Below are 14,295 nucleotides of genomic sequence, written 5' to 3' on the forward strand. Positions count from 1 at the left end.
ACGCGGGACGGATGGCATGGGGAAGGCGGCGAGATGAGCCAGGAGTCCGGGGGCGCAGCGGAGCGGGCGGCCGGAACGGGACGTTCGGCGCGACCGCTGGACGACGTCGACCGGCGGATCCTCGACGAGCTGGTCCGCGACGGTCGCACGTCGGTGCGCACCCTCGCCGAGCGGATCCACATCTCCCGCACCAACGCGTACGCCCGGGTCGAGCGGCTGCTGCGCGACGGGGTGATCACCGGCTTCCGGGCCCGGGTCGCGCCCGAGGCGGCGGGGCTGGGCACCTCGGCGTACATCGCGTTGAAGATCGAGCAGAACACCTGGCGGGAGGTGTCGGCGGAACTGGCCCGGGTCCGCTACATCGAGCACGCCGCCCTGCTCGGCGGCGACCACGACGTGCTCGCCCTGGTCCGGGCGCCGGACAACGCCACCCTGCGCGACGTGGTGCTGGGCCGGGTGCAGGGCATCGCCGGCGTGCTCTCCACCCGCACCTGGCTGGTCTTCGAGGAGTTCGACGGCGAACGCAGCCCGTGGGAGTGAGCCGACCCCGGCGGGCCCCCGACCGGCCGGCTCAGCGCTCCGGCGGGGCCTCCAGCCCCTCCCGGTCGGCCAACTCCAGCAGCGGTTCCAGGGAGAACCGCCGGTCGTCGAGGCCCGCGTGCGGGTCGCCGCGCTCGGCGAACCGGGCGGGCATCGTGGTCACGGCGAAGTCCTCCGGCCGGACGTCGTCCAGCTCCGACCAGTCCAGCGGCGCGGAGACCAGCGCCTGCGGGGTGGGGCGGATCGAGTACGCCGAGGCCATCGTGTGGTCCCGGGACATCTGGTTGTAGTCGACGAAGACCGGCCGGTCCCGCTGCTCCCGCCACCAGGTGGTGGTGACCAGCTCCGGCAGCCGGCGTTGCATCTCCCGGCCCAGCGCCAGCACCGCCCGCCGGCAGTCGCCGAAGCTCCAGCGGGGCTCGATGGAGAGGTAGACGTGCAGGCCCCGCCCGCCGGTGGTCTTCGGGTAGCCGGTCAGGCCCAGCTCGGCGAGGAACGCGCGTACCTCGTGGGCCACCGGCACCACCTGGTCGAAGCCCACCCCCGGCATCGGGTCCAGGTCGATGCGCAGCTGGTCGGGCCGCTCGACGTCGGCGGCGGAGACCGGCCACGGGTGGAACCGCAGCGTGCCGAGGTTGGCCGCCCAGATCACCACCGCCAGTTCGCTCGGCGCGACCTCGTCGGCCGTACGCCCGCTGGGGAAGGTGATGTGGGCGGTGCGGACCCACTCGGGCGCCCCCGCGGGCAGCCGCTTCTGGTAGAAGGCGTCGCCCCGGTTGTCCTGCCGGGTGCCGATCTTCGCGCCGTCGAAGACGCCGCGCGGCCACCGCTCCAGCATGGTCGGCCGGTCCCGCAGGGCGCGCAGGACGCCGTCGCCGACGGCGAGGAAGTAGCGCACCACGTCCAGCTTGGTCAGCCCGAGTTCCGGGAAGTACGGCTTGTCGGGGCTGGAGACGCGCACCAGCCGCTCCCCCACCTGGATCTCCTCGGCCGGCGTCGCCACGCCTGACACCGTAACCCGCCCGGTCGGCCGGCACGCCCCGTCACGGCCCCGCGCGCCGGCACCTCGGCCGGCCGCCGGCCCGGGATGGCGTCGCCGGCACCCGGCGGTCGTACGCGCGGCGGCCGGGCGGCCCGTCTCCGGCCGCCCGACCGCCGGCGGGTCGAACTCAGCTCATCTCCTCCTGGAGGCGCGCCAGGAGCATCCTCTTGCCCTGCTCGCCCGCCTTGCGGTTGTTCTCCTGCATCTTCCGGAACCAGGTGGCCAGTTCCGTGTCGCCCCGCGCGTCGGCGTCGGCGACGTAGTTCTCCAGCTGCCAGATGTGCTGCAACGACATCTGGAGCGCGTGGATCAGGTCGTAGTTCTGGTCCTTCACCGGGCTCGCCGGCTCCCTGACCATGGTGGCCACGGCGCACCTCCCCGTCTCGGTGATCGATGGAGGCAGCGCTTACCCGGCCCCGCCCCGATCACGCCCCGCCGCGCGGGGCGCCGGCGGACCTGGTCGACGCCTCCCGGGCCGGAACCGGACGCCGGTGACGACTCCCGTCGTTCGTCGTACCGGTGGGTTACGGTGCGTCGATGATCCGATGACCGGGTCGGGGGGAGACGGTTCGTGGGTGAAGGTGGCGCGGGATCGGGCGGGAGCGGGGTGACCGTGGCCGGTGCGGCCCTCCGGTCGGGCGACGAGCAGGCCTTCGCGGAGCTGACCGACCGGCACCGGCGGGAGTTGCGGGTGCACTGCTACCGGATGCTCGGGTCGTTCGACGACGCCGAGGATCTCGTGCAGGAGACGTTCCTGCGGGCCTGGCGCAGCCGGGAGAGCTTCCAGGGCCGCTCCACCGTGCGGGCCTGGCTCTACCGGATCGCCACCAACGCCTGTCTCGACTTCCTCGACCGCCGCCAGCGGCAGCCGGGTCCGCTCGTCGCGCCGACGTCGTCGCGGGTCTCCGGGCCCGGCCGGGCCTCGTTGCCGCAGGCGGAGATCCCCTGGCTCCAGCCCTATCCGGACCGGTTGCTCGATCCGCCCGCCCCGCCCGACGTCGAGCCGGACGCGGCACTGGTGGCCAAGGAGACCATCGAGCTGGCGTTCCTCGCCGCGATCCAGCACCTGCCACCCCGGCAACGGGCGGTGCTCATCCTGCGCGACGTGCTCGGCTGGCCGGCGGCGGACACCGCCGCGCTGCTCGACGGCACGGTCGCCGCGGTCAACAGCGCCCTGCAACGGGCGCGCGCCACCCTCCGGCAGCGCCTGCCGCAACGGCGGACGGAGTGGCCGGCGGCGACCGACCCGAGCGCCGAGGAACGGGCGGTGCTCCAGCGGTACGTGGCGGCGACCGAGAGCGCCGACCTGACGGCGCTGGCGGCGTTGCTGCGCGAGGATGCCCGCTTCACCATGCCGCCAAAGCCGACCTGGTACGAGGGACGGGACGCGATCATCGAGTGCTGGGCGCCCGCACTGGTCGGGCCCACCGCCTGGAAGGACTGGTGTCACGTGCCCACCCGGGCCAACCGCCAGCCCGCCGTCGCCTGCTACGTGCGTGAACCGGGCCGGTCCCGCTACCACGCGCTGGGCCTCGACGTGCTCCGCATCGAGGGTGGCGAGGTCGCGGAGGTCACCGCGTTCCCGCCCCGCGTCTTTCCGGCCTTCGGGCTGCCGCTGACCCGTTGACGGATGGCGGCGATGAGTTCCTACGCGCCCCGCCGTCTCAATGGGGTGGCCGGCGGTGCGGCGCGACGCTGACGTCGCCGGAAGGACGGAGGCAGGAGAGACGCCATGACCCAGCCGAGAGTTGTCAGCCGAGACGAGTGGGAGGCGGCCCGTGCGGAACTGCTCGTCAGCGAGAAGGCGCTCACCCGGGCACGCGACGCGTTGAGCGCTCAGCGGCGCCGGCTACCGATGGTCCGGATCGACAAGGAGTACCTCTTCGACTCCCCGGACGGCCCGGTGGATCTGCCGGGTCTGTTCGACGGTCGTCGCCAGCTCGTCGTCCGGCACTTCATGTTCCACCCCGACTGGGACGAGGGTTGCGTGGGCTGCTCCCTACAGGTCGACAACCTCGGCCACCCGGCTCACCTGCACGCCCGGGACACCAGCCTGGTGCTGGTGTCCCGGGCGCCGCTGACGAGGATCGAGCCGTTCCGGCGGCGGATGGGTTGGACCGTTCCCTGGTTCTCGTCCTTCGGTGGAGACTTCAATCCCGACTTCGGGGCCACCAGGGACGACGCGGAATGCTCCGGGCTGAGCGTGTTCCTCCGCGACGGGGCGGACGTCTTCCACACCTACTCGTCCTTCTCCCGGGGCGGCGACGCGTTGATCAACACCTACAACTACCTCGACCTGACGGCGTTGGGCCGGCAGGAGGAGGGGCTCGAATATCCGCAGCAGTGGTGGCGGCACCACGACCGGTACGACGACCGACGCCACGGGACCCGGCGCCGCGACGCACTGCCCGCGCGGGCCATCGGCCACTCCCCGGAGCTGGAGGTTCACTGACGTGGCGACCTACGTGTTGATCCCGCCCGCGGGCAGCGGGCCCTGGTACTGGCACCTGTTGGCGGAGCAGTTGCGGGACCGGGGGCACGACGTGGTGGCGGTCGACCTGCCGTGCGACGACGACTCGGCGGGGCTGGCGGAGTACACCGACGCCGCCGTCCGGGCCGTCGGGGACCGTACGGACCTGGTCGTCGTGGCCCAGTCGTTCGGCGCGTTCACCGGCCCGCTGGTGTGCGACCGGGTCCACGCTGACCTGCTCGTGCTGCTGACCCCGATGGTGCCCTCCCCCGGCGAGTCGCCGGGCGAGTGGTGGAGCGGCACCGGCTACGCGCAGGCCCGACGGGCCCAGGCCGAACGCGAGGGCTGGACGCCCGAGCAGGACGAGGACCCGAACGTCGTCTTCTTCCACGAGCTGCCGCCCCGGCTGGTCGAGGAGGCCACGGCGAACGCCCGGGACCAGTCGGGGACGCCGTTCGAGAAGCCCTGGCCGCTCGCCGCCTGGCCGGACGTGCCGACCCGGGCGTTGCTCTGCCGGGGTGACCGCTTCTTCCCCATCGATTTCCTGCGGAAGCTGGTCTCCGACCGGCTGGGGATCACCCCGGACGAGATGGGCGGCGGGCATCCGGTGGCCCTGAGCCGGCCGCGGGAGCTGGCCGACCGGCTGGAGGAGATCCGGCGGGAGGTCTGCGAGGTCGCCCACCCCACGCCGGACCGCCGGCGGTGACCGGAGCTGACCCGCGCCCTGCCCGGGACCAGCGAGCCGGTGCTGTCGTGCGCCGGGGCCGGGTGCGGAACCGGCACCCGGCGCGACCCGGCGCACCGGCTCCGTCCGCTGCCCCGGCCGGACGACACCGGTGGCGGGCGCGGTTACCCGGGGCGGGCTTGCGGGTAGGGGTTGCCGCATGGCGGAACTGGCGACGCTCTGGATCGTCCGACACGGCGAGAGCACGGCGAACGTGGCGGCCACGGCGGCCGAGGCGTCCGGCGCCGAGCTGATCGACCTGACCCACCGGGACGCGGACGTGCCGTTGAGCCCGACCGGGGAGGAGCAGGCCCGGGCCACCGCGCGCTGGCTGGCCGGGCTGCCCGAGGCCCGCCGGCCGGACGTGGCGGTGGTGTCGCCGTACCTGCGGGCGGTGCGGACCGCCGAGCTGGCCCTGGCCGGCACCGGGATCCCGCTCAGCCGCGACGAGCGGCTGCGCGACCGGGAGCTGGGCATCCTGGACGGCCTGACCGGGCAGGGGGTGCGCCGGCGGCACCCGGAGGAGGCGGCGCGCCGCGACCGGCTCGGCAAGTTCTACTACCGGCCGCCGGGCGGGGAGTCCTGGACCGACGTGGCGCTGCGCCTGCGTGCCCTCCTCGGCGACCTGCGCCGCGACCACGAGGACCGGCGCGTGCTGCTGTTCGGCCACGACGCCCTGGTCTTCCTGACCCGTTACCTGGTGGAGGGGCTCACCGAGGCGGAGCTGATGGCGCTGACCCGCGAGCACGTCATCGCCAACTGCTCGATCACCGGCTGGTCCGCCGGGGCCGACGGCCGGCTGACCCCGGACGTGTTCAACGACGTCGGTCACCTGCGCGAGCAGGGCGCCCGACAGACCAGGGAGGACGAGGTCCATGCCGAACCGGTCTGACACCCGGGTGATCACCCCCGGCCTGCTGCGGGAGTGGGCGCTGCCCGTGCCGACCGGCGGCAAGGAGGCCCGGGGCACGGTGCTGGTGGTCGGCGGCTCGCGGTTCACCCCCGGCGCGGTGCTGCTCGCCGGCGTGGCCGCGCTGCGGGCCGGGGCCGGCGTGCTCCAGCTCGCCGCCGCCGAGTCCACCGCCGCCGCGCTGAGCATTCAGGTGCCCGAGGCGCTGGTGGTGGGGCTGCCGGAGACCACCGAGGGGGCGGTCGCGGGACGGCCCGGCGAGCTGCTGGGCGACCTGGTGGCGGAGGCGGACGTGGTGGCCGTCGGCCCCGGCCTGAAGGACATCGACGAGACCGGCCGCCTGCTGCGCCTGGTGCTCGACGCGGCCGGTCCGGAGACGTCGCTGGTGCTCGACGCGTACGCCCTGGGGGCCCTCAGCCACGCCCCGGACCTGCTGGTCGGGTCCGGCCGGCCGGTGGTGCTCACCCCCAACCTCACCGAGGCCCGGCACCTGCTCGACCGGGAACCCGGCGACGACCTCGACGCCGAGGCGACGGAGCTGGCCCGCCGGTACGACGCGGTGGTGTCGCTCTACGGCCACATCGCCACCCCCGACGGCCGGAGCTGGCGGGAGGAGAGCGGCGACGCCGGCCTGGGCACCTCCGGCAGCGGGGACGTCCGCGCCGGGCTGCTGGCCGGGCTGCTGTCGCGGGGCGCGGAGCCGGCACAGGCCGCGTGCTGGGGGGCGTTCGCCCACGCGGTGAGCGGTCAGCGGCTGGTCCCCCGGTTCGGCCGGATCGGCTTCCTCGCCCGGGAGCTGCTCGACGAGATCCCCCACACCCTGGCGACCGTCTGACACCTCCCGCCCGGGCCCCGCGGACGCGTGTAACGCCACCGGACGCCGCGACGCTGGTGCTTGCGGAGGCGTGCATCCCGCCCGCCTCCCGCCGGTCGCTCCCCGCCAGGGGGCGCACCCCGGCTGGAAACAGCCCCTGGGAGTCTGTGTGAAGAACCTCCGTCGCAAGACACTGGCTGCCGCATCCGCCGTGACGCTCGGCGTCGGCCTCGCCGTCGCCGGCGGGGTGGCCCCGGCGGCCTCGGCCGCCGGCCCGGACACCACGTTCCTGGTGCTCGCACCGCAGGGCGCCAAGACCGACAAGGCGGCTGCCCGCGTGGCCGCCGCCAACGGCACCGTGGTGGCCAGCTACGACCAGATCGGCGTGCTCGTCGTCCGGTCGACCAACCCCGACTTCGTCACGGACGTGGCGGGCGCGGGCGTCGACTCGGTGGCGTCCACGGCCGGCCTGGGCACCGCCCTCGACGAGGGCGAGACCCTGGAGGTCTCCGCGGCCGAGGCGGCCAACACGACCGCCGACCCGACCAAGGAGCCCCTCTTCGGTCAGCAGTGGGACATGCCGATGATCGACGTCCCGCAGGCCCACGCCGTCAACGCCGGCCGCGCCGACGTGGTGGTGGGCGTGCTGGACAGCGGCATCTCCTCCAGCCACCCCGACCTGGCCAGCCAGATCGCGAAGAACAAGAGCACGTCCTGCATCGGTGGGGTCACCGACACCACCGAGTCCGCCTGGAACCCGACCACCTCCGACCACGGCACCCACGTGGCCGGCACCATCGCCGCCGCCGTCAACGGCGTCGGGGTGACCGGCGTCGCCCCGGGCGTCAAGGTGGCCGCCGTCAAGGTGGTCAACGACGACGGCTACATCTTCCCGGAGGCCGCGGTCTGCGGGTTCATGTGGGCCGCCGAGCAGGGCATGCAGGTGACCAACAACAGCTACTACATCGACCCGTGGCAGCTCAACTGCCGCAACGACGCGCGCCAGCGTCCGGTGTGGAAGGCGGTCCAGCGGGCCCTGCGTTACTCGCAGGGCAAGGGCGTGCTGCACGTGGCGTCCGCGGGTAACAGCAACTGGGACCTCGCCCACAAGATCACCGACACGGGCAGCCCGAACAACGGGACGCCCGAGGAGCGCGAGAACCTCACCAACTCCTGCCTCATCCTGCCGGGTGAGGCGCCGGGCGTGGTGACCGTGTCGGCGGTCGGCCCGACCGGGCAGAAGAGCTACTACTCCTCCTACGGCCAGGGCGTGGTCGAGGTGACGGCGCCGGGTGGCGACACCCGCTTCCGCACCCGGGGCGCCAGCTCGACCCCCTCCGACGGCATCCTGTCCACCACCTACAACACCGCCACGAAGACCAACGGCTGGGGCTTCAAGCAGGGCACCTCGATGTCCTCGCCGCACGCCGCCGGCGTGGCGGCCCTGGCCGTCTCGGCGCACCCGGGCATGGCGCCCGGTCAGCTGTCGGCCTTCCTGGGCAACACCGCCGAGGCGATCTCGTGCCCCGGCGGCATCTACAACCCGGTGCCGCTGATCGCGGCCGGTCCGAACGCCTACGACGCGACCTGCTCCGGCGGCAAGCGCAACGGCTTCTACGGCGCCGGCATGGTCAACGCGTACAACGTGGTGAAGTAACAGCACGGCACGACCCGTGGTGGGGCCCGGCGGTGATCCGCCGGGCCCCACCCGTTTTCGCTGCTCACCCCGGGGGTACGGGGGAGGTGTCAGTCGAGCGAGGAGGTCAACGGTGTCCACCGATGCCATCGTCCTGTTGAAAGAGGACCACAAGGAGATGCGCCGCCTGTTCAAGGCGTTCCAGGATGCCGAGGAGGGTCCGGCGGCGCGCCGGCAGAAGCTGGTGAACGAGATCCTGGAAGCCCTCACGGTCCACACCTACCTCGAGAACGAGGTGATGTACCCCGAGGTCCGCAGGCTTCTGCCCGACCTGGAGGACGACATCCTCGAGTCGTACGAGGAACACCATGTCGCCGACGTGCTCTGCGCCGAGCTGTTCACCATGGACGCCGCCGACGAGCGCTTCAACGCCAAGACCACGGTGCTGATCGAGAACGTCCTGCACCACGTCGAGGAGGAGGAGGAGGAGTGGTTCCCGAAGGTGCGCGAGGCCCTCGGCCGTAAGCAGCTCCAGGAGATCGGCGAGCGGATGATCGAGCTGCGCGCCGACGCGCCCCGCAAGCCGACCGACCCGAAGGCGATCAAGAAGTCGCTGGACGCCGTGACGGCCTGAGCGGACGGCACTCCACGGGCCCCGGTGCGCCGGGGCCCGTGGTCACGCCGGGGGCCCGGGCAGGATCCGCCGCAGCGCCGGGGGCGCGGCCCGGGGCCGCCACTCCCGCGGGTAGCCCACCGAGACCTCCTCGAACCGCACCCCGTCGTGCCAGGTGGTACGGGGGATGTGCAGGTGGCCGTAGACCACCGCGGCGGCGTCGAAGCGCAGGTGCCAGTCGGCGGTGGACTCGGTGCCGCACCACTGGGCGAAGATCGGGTAGCGCAGCACCCGGGTCGGCTCGCGCAGCAGCGGCCAGTGGTTGACCAGCACCGTCGGCAGTCCCGGCTCCCGTTCGGCGAGCCGACGCGCGGTCTCGGCGACGCGGGCGGCGCACCAGGCCGACCGGCTCGGGTACGGGTCGGGGTGCAGCAGGAACTCGTCGGTGCACACGATCCCCGTCCGGTACGCCTCCTCCAGCGCCGCCTCGGGGGTGTCGAACCCGTCCGGACGCCAGCTGTAGTCGTAGAGCAGGAACAGCGGCGCCACGACCACGGGCCCGCCCGTCCCCCGCCACACCGGGTACGGGTCCTCCGGGGTCAGCACGCCCAGCCGCCGGCAGGCGTCGACCAGGTACGCGTATCGCGCGGCCCCGCGCAGCGTCACCAGGTCGGCCGGCGGGGTCCACAGTTCGTGGTTGCCCGGCGCCCAGACCACCTTCGCGAAGCGGCGGCTGAGCAGGCCGAGGGCCCACTCCACGTCGGCCACGGTGTCGCCCACGTCCCCGGCGACCAGCAGCCAGTCCCCCGGCGATCCGGGGCGCAGCCCCTCGACCACCTCCCGGTTGTCCCGGTGACCGACGTGCAGGTCGCTGATGGCGAGCAGGCTGCCGCCCTCGCCCTCCGCCCCCGCCATGCCGCTGATCATAGGCAGCGGCGCGCCCGGCCGCGAAGTTCCCCCGCACCGGCGGCGGGCCCCACGACCCGCCGCCGCGACCCGGAAGGGTCAGCTGCCGGAGCCCGGCTCGGCCATCCTGCGGTGCTGCGCCGCCTTGAGCTTGTCCGGGACGATCTTGCCGGCGGCGGTCTGCACCTTGTTGAGCAGCGAACCCGCGGTCACCGTCTGGTCGCCCCGCATCATCGCCGCGAAGCCCTGCTCGGCCACGGTCCGCGGGTCGTCCTTGCGTCCCGAGCCGACCCGGGTGTCCTCCATCTCGGCACGGGCGAAGAACTCCGTGTCGGTCGGCCCCGGCATCAACGAGGTCACCGTCACCCCGGTGTCCTTCAGCTCGTTGCGCAGCGCCTCCGCGAAGGACTGCACGAACGACTTCGAGGCGTTGTAGACGGCCTGGAAGGGCCCCGGCATGGTCGCGGCGATCGACGAGGTGAACAGGACCCGGCCGGTGCCGCGCCGCACCATGCCGGGCAGCAGCAGCTTGGCCAGGTGCACCGTCGAGCGCACGTTCAGGTCGACGACGGCCAGCTCGTCCGCGAGCGTGGTGCCCCCGACGAACTCCCCGCCGGCGCCCCGCCCGGCGTTGAGTGCCAACGCGTCAACCGGGCGGCCGGTCGCGGCCACCGCCGCCGCCAGCTTCTCGACCCCCTCGGCGCGGGTCAGGTCGGCCCGGACGGGATCCACCCGGGGCCCTCCGTCGCGCCGCAGCCGCTCCGCCGCCGTGCCGATCCCGTCGTCCTCGGCGGCGACCACCACGTCGTACCCGTGCTCGACGAACTGGACCGCCAGCTCGTACCCGATGCCGCTGGACGCGCCGGTCACCACGGCGAACGGCCGGTCCGTACCCGATGTGGTCATCTGCTCGTCACTCCCCTCGTCGGTGGGCGGCCCGCGCACCGAGGCCGTCCCAGGTGTGCTGTGCCCCGGTCCGGGCCGGTCAATCCCCACGTCGGCACCCGCCCACCCCGCCGGGGGCCCACCGCCGGGACGAGGTGGGCCGGGAACCGCCAGGGTCGACCCGGTAGGATCGGCACGGGCCGTGACTGGCGCGTAGGGATGGAGAACCATCGGGAAGCGGTCCCGTCATGAGGACGCATGCCGAGCGCCTGGGCCTTCCGCACGTCACTGGAGGTCGCATGTCGTCGCTGAACGCCGAATCCACCGCCTTCCGCAGCGCCCTCGAGGTGATCCGCGCCGTCGAGCCCCGGGTGGCCGACGCCATCGGCGCCGAACTCGCCGACCAGCGCGAGTCGCTCAAGCTCATCGCCAGCGAGAACTACGCCTCCCCCGCGACCCTGCTGACCATGGGCAACTGGTTCAGCGACAAGTACGCCGAGGGCACCGTCGGCCGCCGCTTCTACGCGGGCTGCCAGAACGTCGACACCGTCGAGGCGCTCGCCGCCGAGCACGCCCGGGAGCTGTTCGGCGCCGCCCACGCGTACGTGCAGCCGCACTCCGGCATCGACGCCAACCTGGTGGCGTTCTGGGCGATCCTGGCCGACCGGGTGGAGTCGCCGGCGCTGAAGAAGGCCCAGGTGCGGCAGGTCAACGACCTCACCGAGGCGGACTGGTTCGCGCTGCGCCGGGAGCTGGGCAACCAGCGGATGCTCGGCATGTCGCTGGACGCCGGCGGCCACCTCACCCACGGGTTCCGGCCGAACATCTCCGGCAAGATGTTCGACCAGCGCAGCTACGGCACCGACCCGGTCACCGGCCTCGTGGACTACGACAAGGTCGCCGAGGCGGCCCGCGAGTTCAAGCCGCTGATCCTGGTCGCCGGCTACTCGGCGTACCCGCGGAAGGTCAACTTCCGGATCATGCGGGAGATCGCCGACTCGGTCGGCGCCACCTTCATGGTCGACATGGCGCACTTCGCCGGCCTGGTCGCCGGGAAGGTCTTCACCGGCGACTTCGACCCGGTGCCGCACGCGCACATCGTCACCACCACCACGCACAAGTCGCTGCGCGGCCCGCGCGGCGGCATGGTGCTCTGCCAGCCCGAGCTGGCCGACCAGGTCGACCGGGGCTGCCCGATGGTGCTCGGCGGCCCGCTGCCGCACGTGATGGCCGCCAAGGCCGTCGCCCTCGCCGAGGCCCGCCGCCCCGACTTCGCCGACTACGCCCAGCGGATCGTCGACAACGCCCAGGCGCTCGCCGAGGGGCTGCTGCGGCGCGGCGGCAAGCTGGTCACCGGCGGCACCGACAACCACCTGGTGCTGATCGACGTCTCCGGCTACGGGCTGACCGGCCGGCAGGCCGAGCAGGCGCTGCTCGACTCGGGCATCGTCACCAACCGCAACTCCGTGCCGCAGGACCCGAACGGCGCCTGGTACACCTCCGGCATCCGGGTCGGCACCCCGGCGCTGACCAGCCGAGGGCTGGGCACCGCGCAGATGGACGAGACGGCCGAGCTGATCCACACCGTGCTCAGCCAGACCAAGCCGGGCGCGAACCCGGACGGCACCGCGTCCAAGGCCAAGTACGTCCTCGACCCGGCCGTCGCCGACCGGGTCGCCAAGCAGGCCAGCGACCTGCTGACCGGCTTCCCGCTCTACCCGGCCGTCGACCTCGGCTGAACCGCACCACCCCGACGCCCCCGCCCGGCCCACCGAGCGGGGGCGTCCCCGTCCCCGCACGCCTCCCGCTACCCCCGGGGCGATGCCCGGCACCGCGTCGCCCGGCACCGCGTCGATCATGCAGTTCCGGTGCCCGTTTCATGCGCCCTGATGCCGTTTTGCGGCCCCCGCAACTGCATGACCGACGCGGTGGGTGGGGGTGGGGAGGGTGGGGCGGGTCAGTGGGGGTGGGGGCGGCGGCGGAGGGTGCGGAGGTGGTGCAGGACGTCGGTGCCGCCCCGGCCGAAGTGGTCGTGCAGGGCGCGGTACTCGGCGTACAGCTCGTCGTAGGCCGCCGCCCGGGCCGAGTCGGGGTGCCAGGTCTCACGTCGGCCGGCGCCCATCGCCGCCGAGGCGGCCGGCACGTCCGGGTACGCACCGGCGGCGACCGCCGCGTGGATGGCCGCGCCCAGCGCCGCCGGGTGCGCGGAGTCGACCACGTGCAGCGGCCGGCCGAGCACGTCGGCGTAGATCCGCAGCAGCAACCGGTTGTCGGTCAGTCCGCCGGCCACGGTCAGTTCGTCGACGGCCACCCCGGCGGCGGTGAACGCGTCGACGACGGTCCGGGCACCGAAGGCGGTGGCCTCCAGCAGCGCCCGCCAGATCTCCTCGGGCCGGGTGGCCAGGGTCAGCCCGACCAGTACGCCGCTCAGCTCGTGGTCCATCAGCACCGAGCGGTTGCCGCTGTGCCAGTCCAGGGCCAGCAGCCCGTGCCCGCCCACCGGCTGGTCGGCGGCGAGGGTGTCCAGCAGCTCGTACGGGCTGAGCCCCCGGCGGCTCGCCTCGTCGGCGTAGCCGGCCGGCAGGGCGTTGCGGGCGTACCAGGCGAAGATGTCGCCGACCCCGCTCTGCCCCGCCTCGTAGCCCCAGGCCCCGGTGGTGACGCCCCCGTCGACCACGCCGCAGACGCCGGGCACCTCGCGGTACGCCGCCGCGTTCATGATCAGGCAGGTGGAGGTGCCGAGCACCGCCAGCATCCGGCCGGGCTCGACCGCGCGGGCCGCCGCGGCGGTGACGTGCGCGTCGATGGCGCCCGCCGCGACGGCGGTCCCGACCGGCAGCCCGGTCCACCGGGCCGCGTCGGCGGTGAGCCCGCCGGCCCGGGCGCCCATCGGCGCGAGCGGGCCGTCGACGCGGGGCAGCAGCCCGTCGAGGCGGGGATGCAGGGCGCGCAGGAACTCCGCCGACGGGTACCGCCCGTCCTGCCGCAGCCCCTTGTAGCCGGCGGCGGAGACGTTGCGGGTCTCCCGGCCGCAGAGCTGCCAGACCAGCCAGTCCGCGGTCTCGATGAAGCGCTCCGCCCGGTCGAAGACCTCCGGAGCCTCCTCCAGCACCTCCAGCGCCTTGGCGAGCTGCCACTCGGCGGAGACCCGGCCGCCGTAGCGGGGCAGCCAGCTCTCCCCGCGCGCGGCGGCGACGTCGTTGATCCGGGCGGCCTGCCGCTGGGCGGCGTGGTGCTTCCACAGCTTCGGGTACGCGTGCGGCCGGCCCGCCAGGTCGGGCAGCTCGCAGAGCGGGGTGCCGTCGGCGAGGGCGGGCAGCATCGTGCAGGAGGTGGCGTCGACGCCGATGCCGCACACGTCCTCGGCGCGGACCCCGGCGGCGCCTAGCGCGGCGGGCACCGCGACGCGGAGCACCTCGCGGTGGTCGTCGGGGTGCTGCAACGCCCAGTCCGGCGGCAGCGGCGTGCCGTCCGGCAGCCGCTCGGTGATCACCCCGTGCCGGTACGGGTGGACGGCCTCGCCCCGCACGGCGCCGTCGGCGACGTCGACCACGACCGCCCGACCGGAGAGGGTGCCGAAGTCGACGCCCACGACGAACCGGGCCGGCCCGGCCGTCGGTCGCGCCGTGTCTCCTCCTGCCGCCACGGCTCCTCCTCCTGCCGCGCGGCGCCGGTGCCCCGGGCGGGCGACCGGCCGGCGACGGCGGGAGAAGACGCTAGCAACAATCGCCGCGCGCCCGGCACGCCGCCGACGG

General features: G+C 74.0%; 14 protein-coding genes and 1 riboswitch. Of the genes, 9 read left to right on the forward strand and 5 right to left on the reverse strand.

Annotated elements, in window-relative coordinates; all coding sequences use genetic code 11:
• Positions 1-33 precede the first annotated feature (33 nt).
• Positions 34-540, forward strand: a complete 507-nt coding sequence (locus DER29_RS19860; RefSeq protein WP_121398695.1) for an Lrp/AsnC family transcriptional regulator — start codon at positions 34-36, stop codon at positions 538-540.
• A gap of 31 nt (positions 541-571) precedes the next feature.
• On the opposite strand, the gene DER29_RS19865 is transcribed toward DER29_RS19860, so the two are convergent.
• Positions 572-1,543, reverse strand: coding sequence for a DNA polymerase domain-containing protein (locus tag DER29_RS19865; RefSeq protein WP_121398696.1), 972 nt, complete (start codon positions 1,541-1,543; stop codon positions 572-574).
• A gap of 166 nt (positions 1,544-1,709) precedes the next feature.
• Positions 1,710-1,940, reverse strand: coding sequence for a hypothetical protein (locus tag DER29_RS19870; RefSeq protein ID WP_121399352.1), 231 nt, complete (start codon positions 1,938-1,940; stop codon positions 1,710-1,712).
• A gap of 213 nt (positions 1,941-2,153) precedes the next feature.
• Between DER29_RS19870 and DER29_RS19875 the strand changes: the two genes are divergently transcribed.
• The 7 genes from DER29_RS19875 to DER29_RS19905 all read left to right on the forward strand — a co-directional run bounded on the left by DER29_RS19875 (position 2,154) and on the right by DER29_RS19905 (position 8,770).
• Positions 2,154-3,209, forward strand: coding sequence for a sigma-70 family RNA polymerase sigma factor (locus tag DER29_RS19875; protein WP_233599951.1), 1,056 nt, complete (start codon positions 2,154-2,156; stop codon positions 3,207-3,209).
• A 105-nt stretch (positions 3,210-3,314) separates the two neighbouring features.
• Positions 3,315-4,034 (forward strand): DUF899 domain-containing protein, encoded by a 720-nt coding sequence (locus tag DER29_RS19880; RefSeq protein ID WP_121398698.1) that lies wholly within the window; start codon positions 3,315-3,317, stop codon positions 4,032-4,034.
• A 1-nt stretch (position 4,035) separates the two neighbouring features.
• Positions 4,036-4,758 carry an alpha/beta hydrolase gene (locus tag DER29_RS19885; RefSeq protein WP_121398699.1) on the forward strand — a complete coding sequence of 241 codons (723 nt, stop codon included), beginning with the start codon at positions 4,036-4,038 and terminating at the stop codon, positions 4,756-4,758.
• A 178-nt stretch (positions 4,759-4,936) separates the two neighbouring features.
• Complete coding sequence (locus DER29_RS19890) at positions 4,937-5,668, forward strand: histidine phosphatase family protein (RefSeq protein ID WP_121398700.1); 732 nt, start codon at positions 4,937-4,939, stop codon at positions 5,666-5,668.
• Positions 5,652-6,521 (forward strand): NAD(P)H-hydrate dehydratase, encoded by an 870-nt coding sequence (locus DER29_RS19895; protein WP_121398701.1) that lies wholly within the window; start codon positions 5,652-5,654, stop codon positions 6,519-6,521. Before DER29_RS19890 ends, DER29_RS19895 begins: the two co-directional genes overlap by 17 nt.
• A gap of 148 nt (positions 6,522-6,669) precedes the next feature.
• Positions 6,670-8,157, forward strand: a complete 1,488-nt coding sequence (locus tag DER29_RS19900; RefSeq protein ID WP_121398702.1) for a S8 family serine peptidase — start codon at positions 6,670-6,672, stop codon at positions 8,155-8,157.
• Between the two features lie 112 nt (positions 8,158-8,269).
• Positions 8,270-8,770: a hemerythrin domain-containing protein gene (locus tag DER29_RS19905; RefSeq protein ID WP_121398703.1), complete on the forward strand. Its 501-nt coding sequence runs from the start codon at positions 8,270-8,272 to the stop codon at positions 8,768-8,770.
• A 42-nt stretch (positions 8,771-8,812) separates the two neighbouring features.
• On the opposite strand, the gene DER29_RS19910 is transcribed toward DER29_RS19905, so the two are convergent.
• The gene (locus DER29_RS19910; protein WP_121399353.1) at positions 8,813-9,664 is read right to left on the reverse strand and encodes a metallophosphoesterase; all 852 of its coding nucleotides are present in this window, start codon (positions 9,662-9,664) and stop codon (positions 8,813-8,815) included.
• Positions 9,665-9,754: 90 nt separating this feature from the next.
• On the reverse strand, positions 9,755-10,561 hold the full coding sequence (locus DER29_RS19915; RefSeq protein WP_121398704.1) for an SDR family oxidoreductase: 807 nt from the start codon (positions 10,559-10,561) through the stop codon (positions 9,755-9,757).
• A 171-nt stretch (positions 10,562-10,732) separates the two neighbouring features.
• Positions 10,733-10,822, forward strand: a riboswitch (ZMP/ZTP riboswitch).
• 17 nt (positions 10,823-10,839) lie between these two features.
• Here DER29_RS19915 and DER29_RS19920 point away from each other — a divergent pair.
• Positions 10,840-12,279, forward strand: a complete 1,440-nt coding sequence (locus DER29_RS19920) for a glycine hydroxymethyltransferase (protein WP_121398705.1) — start codon at positions 10,840-10,842, stop codon at positions 12,277-12,279.
• A 218-nt stretch (positions 12,280-12,497) separates the two neighbouring features.
• Here DER29_RS19920 and araB read toward each other — a convergent pair whose 3' ends face one another.
• Positions 12,498-14,186 (reverse strand): ribulokinase, encoded by a 1,689-nt coding sequence (gene araB, locus DER29_RS19925; RefSeq protein ID WP_121398706.1) that lies wholly within the window; start codon positions 14,184-14,186, stop codon positions 12,498-12,500.
• Positions 14,187-14,295: the final 109 nt, after the last annotated feature.

The organism is Micromonospora sp. M71_S20 (assembly GCF_003664255.1).
GTDB lineage: Bacteria > Actinomycetota > Actinomycetes > Mycobacteriales > Micromonosporaceae > Micromonospora.